Origin of the sequence: Microcystis sp. Msp_OC_L_20101000_S702 (genome assembly GCF_007095705.1) — a bacterium.
Classification (GTDB): domain Bacteria; phylum Cyanobacteriota; class Cyanobacteriia; order Cyanobacteriales; family Microcystaceae; genus Microcystis; species Microcystis ichthyoblabe_A.
The window spans coordinates 16267-33368 of the sequence record NZ_SFBO01000187.1; the positions used below are offsets into that span (position 1 = coordinate 16267).

Below are 17102 nucleotides of genomic sequence, written 5' to 3' on the forward strand. Positions count from 1 at the left end.
TCGGGTTTCTTGGTGGTTATACGTCAGGATAGAGGGCGATCGAGTCGCCAGCTGCTAGGGTCACGATCGCGCGTTTGTATTGGGGTTTGTAACCGAGGAAACGGCCGACGCGTTTTTTCTGACGAGAGGGGCGGCTGGTGTTCACTTTCGTTACTTTTACGTCAAATAGCAATTCGATCGCCGCTTGAATTTCCGGCTTGGTCGCTTTCAATGCGACATCGAAGACGTATTTATTTTGTTCTAGGAGTAGGGTGGCTTTCTCGGTCACGATCGGCTTTAGGATCAGATCGGCGAGTTGTCTGGCTTCAGTTCTAAGCACCATAGACCTCCTCAATTTTAGCTAGGGCTGCGGCGGTGGCGATAACTCGATCGGCTAGGATGACATCATAGACGTTGAGACTATCGGCGCGAATAATTTTGAGATTGCAGATATTACGTCCCGATAAATAGACATTTTCGGGAATTTCCGTCAAAATCAGCAGAATTTTTTCCTCTGGACTGGCTCCCCAGCGACTTAAGGCGGCGGTGAGTTCTTTGGTTTTGGGTTGGGAGAATTGTTCGGCGAAGCTTTCAACCACGATAAAGTTATCGGCCTGGCTGATCAAAGCGGTTCTCAGGGCTAATCTTTTCTCTTTGCGATTGACCTTAACCTCAAAATCTCTCGGTTTTGGTCCGAATATGACACCGCCACCACGCCAGAGGGGAGAACGGATCGAACCGGCCCGGGCCCGACCGGTGCCTTTTTGCCGCCAGGGTTTGCGACCACCGCCGCGCACTTCCGAGCGGGTTTTGCTGGAGGCATTACCTTGGCGGGCCGCCGCTAGATGGCTGACGACGACGCGGTGAATTAGATGTTTGGCGGTTTCGGGTTTAGCGGTTTTCAGTTCCAGGGTGCCTGTTCCCGCTTCTTCCCCTTGCCAATTTTTGACTGTGTAGTTAACCATGGCTTTAATCTTTCCTTGCCCTATTTACCAAATTTCTTGGCGGGGGTGATGTTTAACAGGGTTCCTGGTTTACCCGGGACGGCTCCTTTGATCAGGATCAGGTTGCGTTCGCTATCGATTTTGACCACGGACAGTTTGCGGATGGTCACTTGGGTGGCTCCGTATTGTCCGGCCATTCTCTTACCCGGGAAAACCCGGCCGGGGGTAGTACCGGCACCGGTGGAACCGGGGAGACGGTGGTTTTTGGAACCGTGGGTCATGTTACCGCGCTTGAAGTTATGGCGTTTTTGATAGCCGGAGAAACCTCGTCCGATGGTGGTTCCAGCCACATCGACTAAATCGCCCTCTTGGAAGATAGCGGCGGTAATTTCTTGGCCTAAAGTGTAGGCGGATGCGTCCTCGAGGCGGTATTCGATTAAATGCCGCAGGGGGGAGACACCGGCTTTGGCTAAATGACCGAGTAGCGGTTTGTTGAGGGCTTTTTCTTTGACGGTTTTGTATCCCACTTGAATGGATTCATAACCGTCGGTTTTTTTAGTTTTGACTTGGGTGACGGGACACGGACCGGCTTGAACGACGGTGACGGGAATGGCGACTCCCGTTTTGTTGTCGAAGATTTGGGTCATGCCCAGTTTTGTACCGAGGATACCGATAGACACGGATTGTTCTCTTTATCTTTACTAGACGACAATCAAAAATAACGTGGCCGTGGCTATAGGAGCGAGAAAAATCTTTCCCGCTTTATCAGCCTGCCCAACTTGAATGACTTTTTTGGAGTTATTTAAGCTGGCATCCCGTTAAATTCGTAAGTAGGACTAGACAGGGTTGCTGGTTCTGCCTAGATTGTTGCTGGTCTTTGTTTCTTGGGGACTTAAAGGGTTTATCTTCAGTATCCCGGCGAAGACCGAGCGACCAAGGCGGCTCTGCTCAGTAGTGCCTTTAGCACCACCTAAGACCGATTTTGGCCACGATCAAACATTATATAACATTTGTGACTTTTTAGGCAAGAGGTTTTTTCAGTCACCGGCAATGATCCTATCTAGTCTGGCTGAAGGAAGGGGGGACAATGAGGTTGAAGTCTAGGCTGGGTGCAGGGTCTAGCCTGTGGTTTTTTGGGAAAATCTCCTCGCTGTCACCCTTGAAATTGATTAACTTAATTCTCTCGTCTTCATTGCGGGGAAAGTCTCAAGGTTTTTCCCTATCCCCCACACCCTGTCTCACTTTCAATCTGCTTGTCATCCCTTCAGGTTTCTGGCACTTTTTTAGCCAAAAAATTCGCAAAACTCTTTTATAGCAAGGCTTAAACTGATATTCAGCAGATTGCAATTATAGTATTTATCTTAATGGTGAGGTACAAAGTTTTGGTTTGGGGGAATCGGTCGTTGGTGGTCGCTATCAAATTAGGTTACACTGCTTGATGGGGATTAGTTTCAATGGGGGGGGATGACAGCATTGTACTATCATCCCTTGTTTGGAGGTTAAATCGCTTGCAGGTCTTTTTCTCCGGTACGGATGCGGACGATCTGTTCCACGGGGGAGATAAAGATTTTACCGTCTCCGATTTCACCGGTACGGGCTGCCGAAATCAGCTTATCGACGACCATATCGACTTGCTTATCTTCGACGACGATCTCGATCTTGAGTTTTTGGAGAAATTCGACGGTGTACTCGGAACCGCGATAACGTTCCGATTGACCTTTCTGACGACCGAAACCTCTAACTTCGGAGACAGTCATGCCGACAATGCCCGCGTTAACTAGGGCGATTTTCACCTCTTCCAGTTTAAAGGGTCGGATAATCGCTTCTACTTTCTTCAAAATATCTATCTCCTCGTTGCGTGACGATACCTTCTTGGTGAATTAACTGTTAATTCTAAACGCAGAATCCCGACAATAGCGCTTAAAGTCATGATTTCTTCAATTATTGGCCTTGGCCACAGTCTTCTGTGGTGAAAAATTTCTGGGTGGGAATTGGCCCACCCGAAGCCATGAATAAACCAACTAGAGAGATAATCCTAACTGAAGACCAAAAACACCATGAACTAGCAGTAAAATTAGGGCAATACTGCCGATATAGGCGTGAACAGTCCGGAAAAGTTCTTTTTTCCCGCCAGCGAAGCCAGTGAGGGACAATAATCCATTGAAAGCTAATAAACCGATGGCGATCGATCCTGTCCAGAAATGGCTGCTTTCGAGGATGGGATGTTTCTGCATGACTAGGGATAAAATACCGCCGGTGTAACCGAGAGTGATAAATAAAAACAGCTAAGGGGCGAGTTTGCGGTGATCAGTCCGATTTTTGGCTACTACTTCCCCATCTTGGCTTAAACGGCTTTGCTAACCGGCATAAGCGGTATAACTACCCATAACTAAAACCACGATCCCCATCATGACTGGATGTCCCCAATGAACGATCGGTTCGGGAGTTCCGAGACTGCGAAAGGCAGCGGCGATCGGCTGTAGCGCATCACTTAAACTTTGATTCATGTTTGTTACCTAACTTTACAAAACCCTTTTGCCTAAGATTTTAGCCGATCTCCGACCTGGAAAAACTGCGGTTAGCCGAAAAAATGTCAATCCTTCGCTAAATTTCTTAACATTTCAGCTAGAGATGAGCGGAGAAATATAGAATAAAGGCAGGGGAAACTAGGGATCCCCATGGGGATTAACTCCTAGGAGGGCATTATGACTTATCTGCTCAAAGATCGGCGGTCGGCTGGGAGACTATTAGCTATTTACTTGACAGAATATACCAATAGTGCTAGAGCGCTGGTGTTGGCTTTGCCCCGGGGTGGGGTTCCGATCGCCTTTGAAATTGCCCAAAGGTTACATTTACCGCTAGATCTGTGTTTGGTGCGAAAATTAGGTGTACCGGAGCGCAAAGAGTTAGCTTTTGGGGCGATCGGTCAGAATGGGGTGCGGGTAATCAATGAAAGTGTCGTTGAAGACTTGCACCTATCGGAGGCGATGATGGAAAGGGTAGCAAAGGAAGAAATGATCGAATTAGAGCGACGTGATCGTTTATATCGAGGTGAACGCCCCTTTCCGGACGTGACGGGAAAAACGATTATTCTAGTAGATGATGGTATCGCTACGGGAGCAACGATTAAAGCGGCGATTCTGACCCTTAAGGCTGAAAATCCCGATGCTATTATTATTGCTGTTCCTGTTGCCCCGCCGGAGGTCTGTGATCAATTAGAAAAATTAGTTGATCGAGTAATTTGCCTACATAAACCCTACGAATTGAGATCAATTTCTCTTTGGTACGAGGACTTTTCCCAAACCAGCGATGAGGAGGTGCAAACACTTTTAGCCAGCGTCGATAGTTCTTTGATTTCAGTTTAGGGAGATGGGGAGAATAAATAACAGCAATCTCCTGAATTCAGAATTCCACAGCATCGGTATCAACGGTATTGGTTGGGGAAGAAACTTCGGTTTGATTCTTAACTCCTCCCGGACGGCGAGTGCGATAATCAAGAACTAATCGCGATAATTCCGTGGTTAAAAGGGTGAGGACGATCCCATCATCGATCCAACCAATAATCGGGAAAACGTCAGGAGAAATATCGAGGGGACTAAACAGATAAACCATAGTTCCCAGAATGATAATCCAACGATATTTAGGGTGAGTAATTTTGCTGCTGTACCAGTTGTAAAAAGATTCAACAATCGGTTTCATTAATTTGTCCTCGTTGACTGCGATAGTTTAATTTTGTCAGGTTCCCCTTGGGGCTGATAGTGCGGTTTTACACCCATTATGTAGGGTTATCCCCGCTAATTATCCACTAAAAAAGCCCAGAAGAAAATTCACCTTTAGGGATGAGCCTGAAGTATTATTACTGGATGCTTAAGAGGGGAGATAGTGGCATCCTTATCACCTATAATAGGCGATGACAAACTAATCAATTATCTGCCAGTTTAAGGATGGAAACCCTCTTTCATCTAGTTACTTTTGCCTTTGTCTTCGCTTTGGGTGCCTCGGTGGGCAGTTTTTTAAACGTGGTCATCTATAGATTACCTCAGGGGATATCTCTAGTTTATCCCCCTTCCCACTGTCCGAAATGTCACCATAGGTTGGGGAAAAGCGAGAATATACCCGTTTTCGGCTGGTTATGGCTAGGGGGTCGCTGTCGCTGGTGCAAAACCCCGATTTCTGTCCGTTATCCAGCGATCGAAACTTTTACTGGTTTATTATTTTGTCTGGTTTTAGGAGATTTTAGCTTTTCTTGGCAGACCCTCGGCTATTGGATTCTCCTCAGTTGGTTATTAGCTTTAGCTTTGATTGATTTTGACACGATGACGCTTCCTAACTCCCTCACCCAATCGGGATTAGTTTTAGGGATAGTTTTTCAGACTCTTTTAGGTTGGCAAAATAATCAAAGTGTTGTCTATCTTTTTTCAGCGATCGCTAGTGCGGTTTTAGGAGTCTGGTTATTTGATCTAATCCGGTGGGGGGGGAGTTTTGCTCTCGGACAACAGGCCATGGGGGGAGGAGATGCGAAATTAGCGGCCATGATCGGTGCTTGGTTAGGATGGCAAGCATTATTAGTCACCGCTTTTCTGGCCTGCGCTATTGGGGCGGCGATCGGTATTATGGGCATTTTTCTTGGTAAAATGGGGAAAAAACAAGCTATACCCTTTGGGCCATTTCTTGCCCTCGGCGCTCTGATGAGTGTCTTTTGGAGTGATAAGATCATCTCAGCCTATCAAACCATTTTTTTCCCTTTCTTGTAAAAAAGTTATCCTGTAATTAAATCTTGATACAATAGTCTTCCGTGTCTTGGATCACCATTAGAACAACCCCGAGTCTAGGGTAAGCCGATTGGCTGCAGGAAATGCTCAAAGCTCACGACATCCCCAGTCGCGTTATCGCTATTGGCCCTGGTATTTATTGCGGCCAGGGTCATCAGGCCGCTCTACAAGTACGTCCCCAAGATCGCTGGACAGCACTTTTGTTATTAAGTCCTCTAGAAGAAAGTCGATAAATTATCTTTATTTTAAACTATGTCTCTATTTGATTGGTTTGCAAATCGCCAAAAAACAGAACCCAAGGTTCAACAACAACAGGAGCGGGAAATAGCCGACGGTTTATGGACAAAATGCCCCAATTGCGGCGTTTTGGCCTATACGAAGGATTTATTAGCTAATCAACTGGTGTGTCTCGATTGCGGTCATCATAATCGGGTGGAAAGTGAAGAAAGAATTCGCCAGTTAGTGGATGCTAATACTTGGAATTCCCTTGATGAACAGATTCGACCGACGGATCCGCTCAAATTTCGCGATCGGAAAAGTTATAGCGATCGCCTGCGAGAAACCCAAGAAAAAACTGGTCTGACGGATGCTGTCCGGACGGGAACGGGGACGATCGATGGTTTACCCTTAGCTTTAGGGGTGATGGACTTCCGTTTTATGGGGGGTAGCATGGGATCGGTGGTGGGAGAAAAACTCTGTCGTTTGACGGAACGAGCTACCGATGAAAGTTTGCCCCTGGTGATCATCTGCGCTTCCGGCGGGGCGAGAATGCAGGAGGGAATGTTAAGTTTAATGCAGATGGCCAAGATTTCTGGCGCTCTTAACCGGCATCGGGAAGCAAAGTTACTTTATATTCCCGTCTTGACTAATCCCACCACGGGAGGAGTCACGGCCAGTTTTGCCATGTTGGGAGATATTATTATCGCTGAACCGAAGGCTACTATCGGTTTTGCTGGGAAGCGGGTAATTGAACAGACTTTGCGCGAGAAATTACCGGAAGGTTTCCAAACATCGGAATACTTGTTAAAACACGGGTTTGTCGATGCGATCGTTCCCCGTACCCATCTCAAGAAAACCCTCGCTCAATTAATTAGTTTACATCAGCTCTTTTTCCCCTTGTTATCCCCCCTCAACAGTCATCATCAATACAGTCAACCGGAGTTAATCCCCCTGAAAACAGCCCAGGGACAAACAACAGTTTAACTGTTCTAAGACGGCTCTGGAGTTGCCAGCCCGAGCATTTGTACTAAAATTTTCCCGATCAGCAGTTTAAATGTAGTACACACCACACTTAGCTGGGTTGACAGCGATCGCAAAGTCCAAAAAATTCGAGAGTATGGTAATAAACCTTGAATTGGTGGGATTTTTCGAGTTTTTCTTCCAATTCATGAACGGGACACTCATTAAAGACGATAGACCGACCGCAATGAATACAGGTAAGATGGTGTTGATCCTGCTGAACGGAACTGTAGAGGGATTCTCCTGTGGCTAGGGTTCTCACCTGCACTGCACCCTGTAATTTTAGGGATTCTAGGGCGCGGTAAACAGTGGCTAACCCCATATTTTGGTCACGCTGACGGAGTTCCACAAACAATTCCTGAGCGGATACTGCCCGATTTAAGGTTTTGAGTAAGTGGATAATGCGCTCTTGCGATCGGGTGCGTTGGGATTTCATATCAAAAAGGTCAGCGATCAAAGTTAATTCTATGCCAAAAAATTATCAGTGCTTTATTTATGTTACCCTGCGCCCTTCGGTTCTCGATCCGGCGGGTACAGCGGTAGAGTCGGGATTAAAGCAATTAGGTTATGATACTGTGGCCGGGGTGCGAATTGGTAAGTATATTGAGCTTACCGTGACAGCAGCGGACGAAACCAGCGCCCGCGAACAATTGGATCAAATGTGCGATCAACTATTGGCTAATCCTGTAATTGAAAATTATCGCTTTGATTTGCATTGTCAGTAGATAGAAGTCAGAAGACGGGAGGTAGGGCAAATAATTAAAATTTATCTGTCACCTTCTGCTAAAAAACTTAACCAAGTTAAAAATTATGAAGTTTGGGATTATTGTTTTCCCCGGATCGAATTGCGATCGAGATGTGGCAACGGTGACAGAGGGTATTTTTCAGCAACCCACCCGCTATATTTGGCATCAAGAGACGGATCTAGGGGATGTGGATGTGATTGTGGTGCCGGGGGGATTTAGTTACGGCGATTATTTGCGCTGTGGTGCGATCGCTCGATTTTCGCCAGCGATGAAAACTGTCCGAGAAGAAGCCGAAAAAGGTAAATTAGTTTTAGGCATCTGTAACGGTTTTCAGGTATTAACGGAAATTGGGCTGCTACCCGGTGCGTTAATTCGTAATCGCGATTTACATTTTATTTGCGATCGAGTGCCGGTAAAAGTGGAAAATAATCAATCTGTCTGGACGCGGGGTTATCAACCGCAACAGGTGCTTAATTTGCCCATTGCTCACGGGGAAGGGCGTTATTATGCCGCAGAAGATACGTTAAAATCTCTAGAGGATAACGGACAAATTCTCTTTCGTTACTGTACTCCCACAGGAGAGGTAAATGAGTCTGGTAATCCCAACGGATCGTTAAATAATATTGCAGGAATTACCAATAAAGCAGGAAATGTGCTAGGAATGATGCCCCATCCCGAACGGGCTGCCGATCCGCTGCTCAATTTGACCGATGGTAGTTTATTATTTCGGGAGATAACAGGTAATTGTGCTGTTTTGATGTAAGGAATGATGATAAGTAGTCGTGCAAAATTAATTTCTTGGTTAGGATAGGCAAAAGGCAATAGGCAAAAGCTTTATCGAAATGTGTAATTAATTTTGCTTAGGTACTTAATGAGTCGCCAAAAAGCTCTAGACTACAATTTTGGCAATAATTGGTCGTAGGATTGGATCATTCTTTCGTAAGTAAAGCGAGTGGCATTGATAAAACCTTTTTGCCTCAAATCTTCCAGGCGATCGGGAGCGAGAAGATTTTCTGCAATAATAGTAGCGGCAGCCTCGTGTTCGGTGGGATCGAAATACACTGCCGCATCGTCAGCGATAACAGTCATGGGGAGACGATTGGAGGTAAAGACGGGACAACCACAGGATTGAGCTTCAATCACGGGAACACCGAATCCTTCCTGAAAGGAGGGAAAAATTAAAGCAGTTGCTAGGCAATAAAAGGCGCGTAAGTCATCATCAGAGACGGTTCCTAATTCGATTACTTGTGCGGACAAGTTATTCTGATTAACAAATTCTCGCATATCTGGCAGCAAAAGTTTTCCCATCAGGATTAATCGGCAATTTTCCAGACCAGAGAAAGTGATTAACCTCTTGAATATTTTCAGCAATCCCAATCGATTTTTATACCATTGGCGGCCTCCGACATGAATTAGCCAAGGATAATCACGGTTGATATTAAATTTGCCCACCAGAGCTACTGCTGCTGCTTTTGTCATCGGACTGTATCCCTGATTCAAGCAATCCTCAATTACTTCCGTTTGTTCGGGAGCAATTTTAGTTAAACGGAGAACATCGGCACGAGTAGCTTCGGAAGAACAGACAACATATTTAGCCTGTTTTAATCCTCGCAAAATCATCGCCTGATACTGTTTTCCCGTCCAACTGGTGGGATTTTCAGGAATTTCTCCTAGGGCGGAACGGATGGCCAGCAGATCATGACAGATGACAAAATATTTGCGATCTTTTAGATAGGGAGTTAAATAGGATAAAGCTTGATCACAAATGCAGACGATATCAGCCCAATCAAGCTGCTGACGTAACTGCACTGGGAAAATAATTAACTTATCGATGTACCCTAACCACTTGCCGATTCCCTGGGGAGAAGGCTTCAGTTGACCGAAAATAGGCTGTGCTTGCACTCGCCGAATTTCGTGTCCTTTTTGTCTGAGTCCTTTCTCCACTAAACCGACAAAACGATTAATACTAATCTGCCGATCGTTGACGTAATTTCCTACTATTAAAACTTTCATGATTAGGCTCCAAAAAATCAATTTTTATAGCGGTAAAACCCTCTAACAGTCTCGAAAGAAATTTCGGGGTTAAGAAATAATATTAGTCCTGCAAAATTTCCTCGTATCTTTGTCCCGCTCGCTCCCAGGTGTACTCCGATTCCACCATCGCCCGGCCATTATGGGACAGTTGTTCTCGCACAGAAGGATCATCGAACAACCTAGAGATCGCTGCAACGTACTCAGCAACACTATTAGCCCGCAGCGCCCTAGGGGGAATTCCCGCTGCTGCCACCGTTAAACCCTCTAAACCGCGATCGCTGGCGACAATCGGAATCCCCGCGGCCATGGATTCTAGAGTTTTAGTCTTGATTCCCAATCCCACCCGCAGGGGAACCACACAAACGGTTCCTCGGTGTAAATATTCCACTGTCGAGGGAACGGTTCCCGTCACCCTCACACCGGGATACTTGGCCAGTTCGAGAACTTCCGGTGCTGGGTTGGCCCCCACTAGGGTTAAAGTGGTGTCGGGATATCGCTGTTGAATGACTGGCAGGACTTCTAAAACAAAAAAACGGGCGGCATCGATATTATGGGTGGAACTCATGGCACCGACAAAGACCAATTTATGACCGCCGGGATCCCGAGGACGATAGGGAAACAGGGCTAAATCCACGCCATTAGGCACGATATCCACCCGTGCATCCGGGAGGATTTTTAATAATTGTTCGCGATCATAATCGGTAGTGGCCACCAATTGCGAAAACTTGGCACAGTAACGTTTTTCGTACTGATAGAGTAGGGGCAGATAGAGAAAATCCCGCAGGGGATAGGTGGAGGCTCCTCTATCCAAATGATTGCGTGTCCAACCGTACACGGAACTGTGAATATCTACTACGGTTTTGACTCGCTGACGGTATTCTGGCCGGATAAAAATCTCGCTGATACTCTGAGCGCAGATAATTACATCACATTTTTGCTGCTCGACGTATTCATCTATTCGCTCTTGAATTAGCGGCGAACGATAACTAAGAACACTAGCAGGGGTCATCTGTACTATTGCCTCCAGAAAGCGCCCTGTTTGACCGATTAGTTTTGTCAGTCCCTTGCCTGGTTCGGGAATTTCCTGGGGCGGAAATAAGACAAGATGATTGGTAAAGGTTTTTAATTCTTCGATCTGAGTTTCCGTGACATTTTCTACCCGACGAGCAAACAGGGTGACATCGTGGTTTTGGTGAAGACATTTGATCAGGTTAAAAGTTCTCCCCTCCGTTGCCCCGCGACTAGGTGGATAGGGAAAGTTATTGCAAAAAAGGACTAATATTCTCATAATTCTGGTTCGGCAGCGGTTTTTGACAATAATTCTACCGTTTCCTTTAGTTGGCTATATACGGGAATCTCAACTGGGTATTTCTCGATCTCCCCAAGGGTGACTTTTCCTCGCCCTGTTAAGAGTAATACGGGCTGACAACCAGCTTCTAGGGCGCATTCTAGATCACTGGGCGCATCGCCGATGAACAACGAGCCGGCTAAGTCAATTCCGTATTGCTGGGCGGCTGTCAGCAGCAGATAGGGGGAGGGTTTGCGGCAGGGACAACCTTCGTCGGGATGGTGCGGGCAGATGGCAAGATCGTGAAAATGCACGCCCAATTGTCGGTATTCCTCAATCATACGCCCGTGAATCGCCGCCAAATCGTCCCAAGTGAAATAGCCCCTAGCAAGTCCCGATTGATTGGTGATGATGATCAGCAGATAACCCGCATCCTGCCACTGTTTTAAGGCAGCCGCTGCCCCGGCGGGAATGCTCACCTGTTCTGGTTTGCTCAGATAGGGAATATAGTCAATAACTACCCCATCTCGATCGAGAAATAAGGCTTTGTTCTTTTTTGCTCTATCTTCGCTTTCGCGGTCAGAATTGCCAAAATGTGGCGGAGACGGGTATTTCTGGTGGCCGTCATTGACGGAAATTGCGGGGAAAGGATTCATTATGTGGGACTTTTTCGAGTCGGGGACTAGAATTCTCAGTTCTTCTGTCAGAGACGAGAGCTTGAACCGATGGACAGACAAAATTCGAGGGATTGTCGCGATTTGTGCTAGTTTTCTCGGCTAAATTGCTTCTCTTTACTATCTAGATGTCAGGGTATAGCAATCAGGGCATATTATACGCCGTCAGGCCTTTGGGCTTTTGATTATATCGGCGGTATTGTCAGGAATTGTTAACATTTTTGTCCAGCCAAACAAAAGGCCAAGACTGGCAAAGGTTGAACCCCCGCTCAGAAATCCCTCGTCTCGGTCAGAATAGATCAAAAGTTTATTCACAAACAAAACAAATTGTGCTAGGGTTGGGGCGTTTGTGGTATATTCCCAGAATAACTGGCAAAGGATCACTCTTTTGACTTGATCGCTCTAGGTTTTTCTAGAACTATCATTGGACTGTTTTTCTTGTCCCGTGATCAATTCTACCGTGCTAGGGGTTTTATGCCCAATTAATGGAGAGCGATTCTCGTCTTTTGATACTATTCAATATAATGACAGAATGATTGAGAGTTAAATTTATTCAACTAATAAAAATTGGAAAATCAAACCTATGCCAATGGTGGAAAAATCAAACAAAAAATTGGATAGTTTCCAGAGTGATCCGTCTCTGTCAATTTTAATCAAGACTGAATTGGAGGAAGCTTATGTCCTGAAAAAAAACCTACTAACCGAGACAAAATATCTAGAAAAAATCCAAGAGATTTGCCAAGTATGTATCAATGCTTATCGCAATAACCACAAAGTATTAGTGGCTGGTAATGGAGGCAGTGCCGCCGATGCTATCCATTTTGGCGGTGAGCTGCACGGCCGATTTCTGAAAGAAAGACAGTCTTTACCAGTTCGCGTCCTCAATAGCGATATCGCCAGTTTAACAGCGATTGCCAACGATTATGGCTACGAATATATTTTTAGCCGCCAGATAGAAGCGGAAGGAAACCCTGGCGATGTGTTTATCGGTATTTCCACTTCGGGAAATTCCGCTAATATCCATCAAGCTCTCAAAGTTTGTCAAGTAAAAGGTCTCACTAGCATCGGTTTAACTGGGGCGAAGGGATTAGCTCTAGAGCAAAAAACCGATTATTGTTTGATGATTCCTAGTACCAGTACCCCGCGCATTCAAGAAGGTCATGGTTTTGTTCTCCATACTATTTGTTTAGCGATCGAAGAAGCGCTCTTTCCTAACTAAAATCTCCTAGCAAAAAATCAACCTAAACAGCCTACCTATGATCATCAGAACCAAAGCTCCTTTAAGATTAGGTTTAGGTGGTGGCGGCACCGATGTGGAGCCTTACTGTAGTCTTTATGGGGGTTACGTTCTCAACGCTACTATCGATCTCTATGCCTACTGTACAGTCACGGAAATTACTGACAAACAAGTCATTTTTGTTGCCGCCGATCGAGGAGAACAACAAATAGAAACCCTCCAGTTTCCTCTCCCCTATAACGGCGTTCTCGATCTGCATAAAGCGGTCTATAATCGTTTGATTAAAGACTTTAATCAAGGGCAACCTTTGCCGCTGCAAATCACTACCTTTTCCGATGCGCCGGCTGGTTCGGGATTAGGTTCTTCTTCTACCCTAGCGGTAGCCATGGTTAAAGCCTTTGTGGAACTGTTAAAATTACCCCTAGGTGAGTATGATATCGCCCATTTAGCCTACGAGATCGAACGAATTGATCTAAGCTGGTTAGGGGGCAAACAGGATCAGTACGCTGCCACTTTTGGCGGTTTTAATTTTATGGAATTTTATGAACAAGATCGAGTCATAGTTAATCCTTTGCGGATTAAAAATTGGGTGATCAATGAATTGGAAGTCTCTCTGATCCTCTACTATACAGGCATTTCTCGCTACTCATCTCAAGTAATTGAGGATCAAATTCAGAATGTCCAAGGAAAAAATGAACAAGCGATCGCCGCTACCCATCAACTCAAAAAAGAGGCAATTCTCTTTAAAGAAGCACTGCTTAAATCAGATTTTATGGGGATAGCAGAAATTCTGAGAACTTCTTGGGAAGCGAAAAAGAAATTATCCAAATTAATTAGTAATCCGCAGATTGATCGCATTTATCGGGTAGCTAGGGAAACCGGGGCCTATTCAGGCAAAATATCAGGAGCTGGTGGCGGTGGTTTTATTATCTTTATGGTCGATCCTACCAAGAAAATCGAAGTAACTAAAGCTTTGAAATCAGAAGGAGGCCAAGTGATTAATTTTCATTTTACCAAATACGGAACCCAAGCATGGACATTATAGCAAACCAAGCATCAACGGGGAAGGATTATCCCTATAATCCTAAAAATAGTTTTTAAAAGATTGGCAATAATTCAAATTTTTGAGGTGTATCTATGGATGTAATTATTCTGGCGGGTGGGTTAGGAACCAGGTTGCGATCGGTGATCAACAGTTTACCAAAACCCATGGCTCCCGTTGCCGACAGGCCTTTTTTAGAGTATCTATTAGATTACCTAATCTCTCAAAAAATTACCAACAAATTTTTAGTTTCTGTGGGCTATGAACATCAAAAAATTATCGATCATTTTGGTTATAAATACAAGGAATACGAGCTAACTTATTTGATAGAAGATACACCCTTGGGAACTGGAGGAGCAATCCGGTTGGCACTCAATAAAATTGAAACCGAACAAGCATTAATTGTCAACGGCGATACCTTGTTTAATGTCAATTTATCCGCCTTAATTAATTTACATAATCAAAAGAAATCCCTGATAACTGTTGCTCTGAAGCCGCTAACCGACTTTGATCGTTATAATAATGTTCTGCTAGACGATGACCAAAAAATTATCGGGTTTGAATCCAAAAAATATCAAGATAAGGGCTATATTAATGGCGGCATATATTGTGCAGGGAAAAACATATTATCCAGCTTTGATCTGCCATCAAAATTTTCTTTTGAGGACGACTTTCTCAAAGTTTATACCGAGAAAATTCCCATGTATGGCTTGATTTCTGACGAATATTTTATTGACATAGGCATTCCCCAAGATTACAATAAGAGTCAACAAGAATTACCATCTTTCATCTGAAAAGTATTTTTTTGAGAGAGTCTTGGTAGTCACCTAAGTTCAGCAAATTTGTGTTGGTATCGTCAAATTATTTCTCAATAAATTCACCAGAGATGCTTGCTAGTTTCAATCAACCGATATTATCTATTGTTAGCCCGACCATCGGAAATTTTTCCGAATATTGGTTACAACAACTTTTATCCGTGCAGGGAAATGTAGAATTTATTTTAGTTTACCCTCCTGGCACAACTGCGGCCTTCATAGCTGACCCACGAGTAAAAATTTTATACAGTCTCTACAAAGGAGAAACACCTCAAAGAGCCTTCGGTTTAATGAACGCCACGGGTCAGTATATACTGGCTTTAGATGATGATGACTTCGTGCATCCGGACGTTGTATCCCTAACTTTTGAATACTTTGAGAAATTTCCTCAGAGTTGGATGCTGCGTTTGTTTAAAGAAAAAATAAACTACTTAGATGAAGAAAAAATTAAAAGACCTTGGCAGCAATTGCCATCTCTTGAGCAACTTAGGATTGCCAGAAAAAGAGAAGATTCCTATCAGGATTTGATAGAAGTTCCCATTGCTCCTCTAGAAAATCATTTTGATATAAAAGTTGCTCTCTGGCCCTACGCTAAGAGAAAAGACATTCATGGAAGTCATGTGGAACCTTTTAATAATACCATTTGGAAAAGTCCAGCAGTTAAAGAAGCTCTCACAGAAATGTTTCAAGGGACAAGAATGGCGGAACTTTTAACTTGGTTGCCTCTTTGGGGATTAGATAGGGCAATCGGACTATATATTCAAGCTAAATTTTTTCAAACAGGTGCTTGTATTGGTCATTGGATGCCCGAACCTGGTCAAATCAGATATATTGTTAGGCCTTATTCCTTAAAAACAGTGCGATTGTTAGTGTTGGTAGAGATGTTGTTAGTGAAACAATTTCCCCAGTATGGCTACTTTTGGAATCTATTTTTTGAAGAATTTTACAACGGTGTGAAAATTAAAATTAGGCAAATATTTAAAAAGCTAAATTAAGGTTAACAGCTAAAAAATAGGAAGCAAGTCTTAATACTTACTTACTTGGGAGATTACAGATAGACTGATATTTCATACCTCTTTACCCAAGCGAGAACGAATAAAGATTCGCGGCACATTTAAGATGTTGGGAATAACGAGATTCCACATATATCCGTATTGGGGAAAACGTCTGATTAAGTAAAGTTCAGAAAGTACACCATAACGATTAAATCGTATGTATTCAGGTGGATTATTTTCAATACGAATTTGTTCTGGCATCGGTAAGAGATGACCAATAATTTTGCCTTTTCCTTGCTCAAAAAACTTCGCTTGTATAGCTAGTCCCAAAACTCGATCAAGACACCAAAAGGGAATATACTTAAACGGACCCATAAAAGGCATTAACCCCACCAGATCCTTCAGGGTTTCCTGTGCTATAGAAGTTTTCCAAACCTTCTTGTCAAAATTCTCTGTATGAGGACCTCGATGATCTCTTCTTCCTCTAAAAATACACATTACGTCAAATTTATTATCGATAGGAGTAATGGGAATTTCCAATAGGTAGTTGCCTTGTTCGTATAGCTTAGAGTTACCTTGAGACCTACCACAAACTTCTAGTTTTTCGATCAGTTTTGGTGAAAGCCAAGGAGCTTCTAGAATTTCTTTTTTACCAAATTCAACATCTTTCCGGCTAAGTCTCATGACCCAACTATCAGGAAATCGGGAAAAGTATTGACGGCTAATTTCTGAAATGTCGGGATTGATATACTCATCACAATTAATTGTCAATGTATAGGGAGCGGTAGCATTGATCAAACCTGTGGCACGTTGAATAATTTCTCCCCGCAAGGGACTGACTATTTGCTGTACCCTAGGGTCGGAAGTAGGATACTTAGGGGCTCCCGGTGGATGAACCAAGATAAATTCTACTTCTCCCTTGACCTCGGTCAGCGCATTAAACCAGTGGTCAGCGAATCCTTCTCTAGTGGGAATAACAATTGATAGGCTTGGTGTTGACACCTTGTCCATGATAAAAAAATTTTTCCTCTATTTTTTGATGCCATTGTATCATAGTTCTCTGGCAACAAGGAAAATTTCTGGAAGATCAGAAGGCTGAGAGATCAAGAGTGGGAATTCAAGAGAAATAAAATCGATATTCAACTTGTTTACCATCCTAAAAACTGATTTCTAGGTTTTTTAACCCACATTCCGCACCTTCAACTGTCACATAAGCTATCCCCCTCCAGAGACTTGAGTAAAAATACTTAGCTGGTGAAGGTTTTCTCGGCACCAGCTAGGGGGGTCTTGAAACCCCTAATTATGAAAAAATAGGAATTGTTGGAAAACTGAGGCGA

General features: G+C 44.1%; 20 protein-coding genes and 1 pseudogene. 10 read left to right on the forward strand and 11 right to left on the reverse strand.

Annotated elements, in window-relative coordinates; translation table 11 throughout:
• Positions 1 to 16: 16 nt before the first annotated feature.
• From EWV60_RS19465 to EWV60_RS19485, 5 genes and pseudogenes are all read right to left on the reverse strand, one after another.
• Positions 17 to 322 carry a 50S ribosomal protein L23 gene (locus EWV60_RS19465; RefSeq protein WP_002753910.1) on the reverse strand — a complete coding sequence of 102 codons (306 nt, stop codon included), beginning with the start codon at positions 320 to 322 and terminating at the stop codon, positions 17 to 19.
• On the reverse strand, positions 312 to 944 hold the full coding sequence (gene rplD, locus EWV60_RS19470; protein ID WP_002732765.1) for a 50S ribosomal protein L4: 633 nt from the start codon (positions 942 to 944) through the stop codon (positions 312 to 314). The genes EWV60_RS19465 and rplD overlap by 11 nt, the downstream gene beginning before the upstream one ends.
• Positions 945 to 964: 20 nt before the next feature.
• A complete protein-coding gene (rplC, locus tag EWV60_RS19475) occupies positions 965 to 1603 on the reverse strand; it encodes a 50S ribosomal protein L3 (RefSeq protein ID WP_002734589.1) in 639 nt (212 codons plus the stop codon).
• An 819-nt stretch (positions 1604 to 2422) separates the two neighbouring features.
• A complete protein-coding gene (locus EWV60_RS19480; protein ID WP_002746593.1) occupies positions 2423 to 2761 on the reverse strand; it encodes a P-II family nitrogen regulator in 339 nt (112 codons plus the stop codon).
• A 183-nt stretch (positions 2762 to 2944) separates the two neighbouring features.
• A pseudogene (locus EWV60_RS19485) lies at positions 2945 to 3430 on the reverse strand (DUF4079 domain-containing protein).
• Between the two features lie 198 nt (positions 3431 to 3628).
• On the opposite strand from EWV60_RS19485, the gene EWV60_RS19490 reads away from it, so the two are divergent.
• Positions 3629 to 4288: a phosphoribosyltransferase gene (locus tag EWV60_RS19490; protein ID WP_287234136.1), complete on the forward strand. Its 660-nt coding sequence runs from the start codon at positions 3629 to 3631 to the stop codon at positions 4286 to 4288.
• Between the two features lie 37 nt (positions 4289 to 4325).
• On the opposite strand, the gene EWV60_RS19495 is transcribed toward EWV60_RS19490, so the two are convergent.
• Positions 4326 to 4622: a YkvA family protein gene (locus tag EWV60_RS19495; protein ID WP_002771024.1), complete on the reverse strand. Its 297-nt coding sequence runs from the start codon at positions 4620 to 4622 to the stop codon at positions 4326 to 4328.
• Positions 4623 to 4867: 245 nt separating this feature from the next.
• On the opposite strand from EWV60_RS19495, the gene EWV60_RS19500 reads away from it, so the two are divergent.
• The 3 genes from EWV60_RS19500 to accD all read left to right on the forward strand — a co-directional run bounded on the left by EWV60_RS19500 (position 4868) and on the right by accD (position 6898).
• Entirely contained in the window at positions 4868 to 5677 is an 810-nt protein-coding gene (locus EWV60_RS19500) for a prepilin peptidase (RefSeq protein ID WP_002734608.1), read from the forward strand.
• A 101-nt stretch (positions 5678 to 5778) separates the two neighbouring features.
• Positions 5779 to 5928 carry a hypothetical protein gene (locus EWV60_RS19505; RefSeq protein ID WP_002777677.1) on the forward strand — a complete coding sequence of 50 codons (150 nt, stop codon included), beginning with the start codon at positions 5779 to 5781 and terminating at the stop codon, positions 5926 to 5928.
• Between the two features lie 19 nt (positions 5929 to 5947).
• The gene (gene accD / locus EWV60_RS19510; RefSeq protein ID WP_002734108.1) at positions 5948 to 6898 is read left to right on the forward strand and encodes an acetyl-CoA carboxylase, carboxyltransferase subunit beta; all 951 of its coding nucleotides are present in this window, start codon (positions 5948 to 5950) and stop codon (positions 6896 to 6898) included.
• Between the two features lie 88 nt (positions 6899 to 6986).
• Here the strand turns inward: accD and EWV60_RS19515 are convergent, their stop codons facing one another.
• Entirely contained in the window at positions 6987 to 7370 is a 384-nt protein-coding gene (locus tag EWV60_RS19515) for a Fur family transcriptional regulator (RefSeq protein ID WP_002734059.1), read from the reverse strand.
• A 31-nt stretch (positions 7371 to 7401) separates the two neighbouring features.
• Here EWV60_RS19515 and purS point away from each other — a divergent pair, with 31 nt between their 5' ends.
• Both purS and purQ read left to right on the forward strand, forming a co-directional pair.
• Positions 7402 to 7659, forward strand: coding sequence for a phosphoribosylformylglycinamidine synthase subunit PurS (gene purS / locus EWV60_RS19520; protein ID WP_002732994.1), 258 nt, complete (start codon positions 7402 to 7404; stop codon positions 7657 to 7659).
• 85 nt (positions 7660 to 7744) lie between these two features.
• On the forward strand, positions 7745 to 8443 hold the full coding sequence (purQ, locus tag EWV60_RS19525; protein ID WP_002732490.1) for a phosphoribosylformylglycinamidine synthase subunit PurQ: 699 nt from the start codon (positions 7745 to 7747) through the stop codon (positions 8441 to 8443).
• A 131-nt stretch (positions 8444 to 8574) separates the two neighbouring features.
• Here the strand turns inward: purQ and EWV60_RS19530 are convergent, their stop codons facing one another.
• The 3 genes from EWV60_RS19530 to EWV60_RS19540 form a co-directional block, all read right to left on the reverse strand.
• Complete coding sequence (locus EWV60_RS19530) at positions 8575 to 9693, reverse strand: glycosyltransferase family 4 protein (protein ID WP_287234141.1); 1119 nt, start codon at positions 9691 to 9693, stop codon at positions 8575 to 8577.
• A gap of 82 nt (positions 9694 to 9775) precedes the next feature.
• Positions 9776 to 11002 carry a glycosyltransferase family 4 protein gene (locus EWV60_RS19535; protein ID WP_103111310.1) on the reverse strand — a complete coding sequence of 409 codons (1227 nt, stop codon included), beginning with the start codon at positions 11000 to 11002 and terminating at the stop codon, positions 9776 to 9778.
• Positions 10999 to 11658 carry a D-glycero-alpha-D-manno-heptose-1,7-bisphosphate 7-phosphatase gene (locus EWV60_RS19540; RefSeq protein WP_002746573.1) on the reverse strand — a complete coding sequence of 220 codons (660 nt, stop codon included), beginning with the start codon at positions 11656 to 11658 and terminating at the stop codon, positions 10999 to 11001. Before EWV60_RS19540 ends, EWV60_RS19535 begins: the two co-directional genes overlap by 4 nt.
• 601 nt (positions 11659 to 12259) lie before the next feature.
• On the opposite strand from EWV60_RS19540, the gene EWV60_RS19545 reads away from it, so the two are divergent.
• The 4 genes from EWV60_RS19545 to EWV60_RS19560 all read left to right on the forward strand — a co-directional run bounded on the left by EWV60_RS19545 (position 12260) and on the right by EWV60_RS19560 (position 15765).
• Positions 12260 to 12895, forward strand: coding sequence for a D-sedoheptulose-7-phosphate isomerase (locus tag EWV60_RS19545; RefSeq protein ID WP_002732320.1), 636 nt, complete (start codon positions 12260 to 12262; stop codon positions 12893 to 12895).
• Between the two features lie 37 nt (positions 12896 to 12932).
• Positions 12933 to 13958, forward strand: a complete 1026-nt coding sequence (locus EWV60_RS19550; RefSeq protein WP_287234144.1) for a GHMP family kinase ATP-binding protein — start codon at positions 12933 to 12935, stop codon at positions 13956 to 13958.
• Between the two features lie 92 nt (positions 13959 to 14050).
• Complete coding sequence (locus tag EWV60_RS19555) at positions 14051 to 14749, forward strand: nucleotidyltransferase family protein (protein ID WP_287234146.1); 699 nt, start codon at positions 14051 to 14053, stop codon at positions 14747 to 14749.
• Between the two features lie 92 nt (positions 14750 to 14841).
• Complete coding sequence (locus EWV60_RS19560) at positions 14842 to 15765, forward strand: glycosyltransferase (protein WP_287234147.1); 924 nt, start codon at positions 14842 to 14844, stop codon at positions 15763 to 15765.
• 72 nt (positions 15766 to 15837) lie between these two features.
• On the opposite strand, the gene EWV60_RS19565 is transcribed toward EWV60_RS19560, so the two are convergent.
• Positions 15838 to 16776 (reverse strand): hypothetical protein, encoded by a 939-nt coding sequence (locus EWV60_RS19565; RefSeq protein WP_002746562.1) that lies wholly within the window; start codon positions 16774 to 16776, stop codon positions 15838 to 15840.
• Positions 16777 to 17102 lie beyond the last annotated feature (326 nt).

Bases quoted from the DNA above. Each gene is read 5' to 3' on its own strand.
- EWV60_RS19555 (WP_287234146.1), top strand. From the start codon at position 14,051: ATGGATGTAATTATTCTGGCGGGTGGGTTAGGAACCAGGTTGCGATCG.
- EWV60_RS19505 (WP_002777677.1), top strand. From the start codon at position 5,779: ATGCTCAAAGCTCACGACATCCCCAGTCGCGTTATCGCTATTGGCCCT.
- EWV60_RS19550 (WP_287234144.1), top strand. From the start codon at position 12,933: ATGATCATCAGAACCAAAGCTCCTTTAAGATTAGGTTTAGGTGGTGGC.
- EWV60_RS19490 (WP_287234136.1), top strand. From the start codon at position 3,629: ATGACTTATCTGCTCAAAGATCGGCGGTCGGCTGGGAGACTATTAGCT.
- EWV60_RS19515 (WP_002734059.1), bottom strand. From the start codon at position 7,370: ATGAAATCCCAACGCACCCGATCGCAAGAGCGCATTATCCACTTACTC.
- accD (WP_002734108.1), top strand. From the start codon at position 5,948: ATGTCTCTATTTGATTGGTTTGCAAATCGCCAAAAAACAGAACCCAAG.
- EWV60_RS19545 (WP_002732320.1), top strand. From the start codon at position 12,260: ATGCCAATGGTGGAAAAATCAAACAAAAAATTGGATAGTTTCCAGAGT.
- EWV60_RS19565 (WP_002746562.1), bottom strand. From the start codon at position 16,776: ATGGACAAGGTGTCAACACCAAGCCTATCAATTGTTATTCCCACTAGA.
- EWV60_RS19540 (WP_002746573.1), bottom strand. From the start codon at position 11,658: ATGAATCCTTTCCCCGCAATTTCCGTCAATGACGGCCACCAGAAATAC.
- EWV60_RS19495 (WP_002771024.1), bottom strand. From the start codon at position 4,622: ATGAAACCGATTGTTGAATCTTTTTACAACTGGTACAGCAGCAAAATT.
- EWV60_RS19465 (WP_002753910.1), bottom strand. From the start codon at position 322: ATGGTGCTTAGAACTGAAGCCAGACAACTCGCCGATCTGATCCTAAAG.
- purQ (WP_002732490.1), top strand. From the start codon at position 7,745: ATGAAGTTTGGGATTATTGTTTTCCCCGGATCGAATTGCGATCGAGAT.
- EWV60_RS19560 (WP_287234147.1), top strand. From the start codon at position 14,842: ATGCTTGCTAGTTTCAATCAACCGATATTATCTATTGTTAGCCCGACC.
- purS (WP_002732994.1), top strand. From the start codon at position 7,402: ATGCCAAAAAATTATCAGTGCTTTATTTATGTTACCCTGCGCCCTTCG.
- EWV60_RS19530 (WP_287234141.1), bottom strand. From the start codon at position 9,693: ATGAAAGTTTTAATAGTAGGAAATTACGTCAACGATCGGCAGATTAGT.
- EWV60_RS19535 (WP_103111310.1), bottom strand. From the start codon at position 11,002: ATGAGAATATTAGTCCTTTTTTGCAATAACTTTCCCTATCCACCTAGT.
- rplD (WP_002732765.1), bottom strand. From the start codon at position 944: ATGGTTAACTACACAGTCAAAAATTGGCAAGGGGAAGAAGCGGGAACA.
- EWV60_RS19500 (WP_002734608.1), top strand. From the start codon at position 4,868: ATGGAAACCCTCTTTCATCTAGTTACTTTTGCCTTTGTCTTCGCTTTG.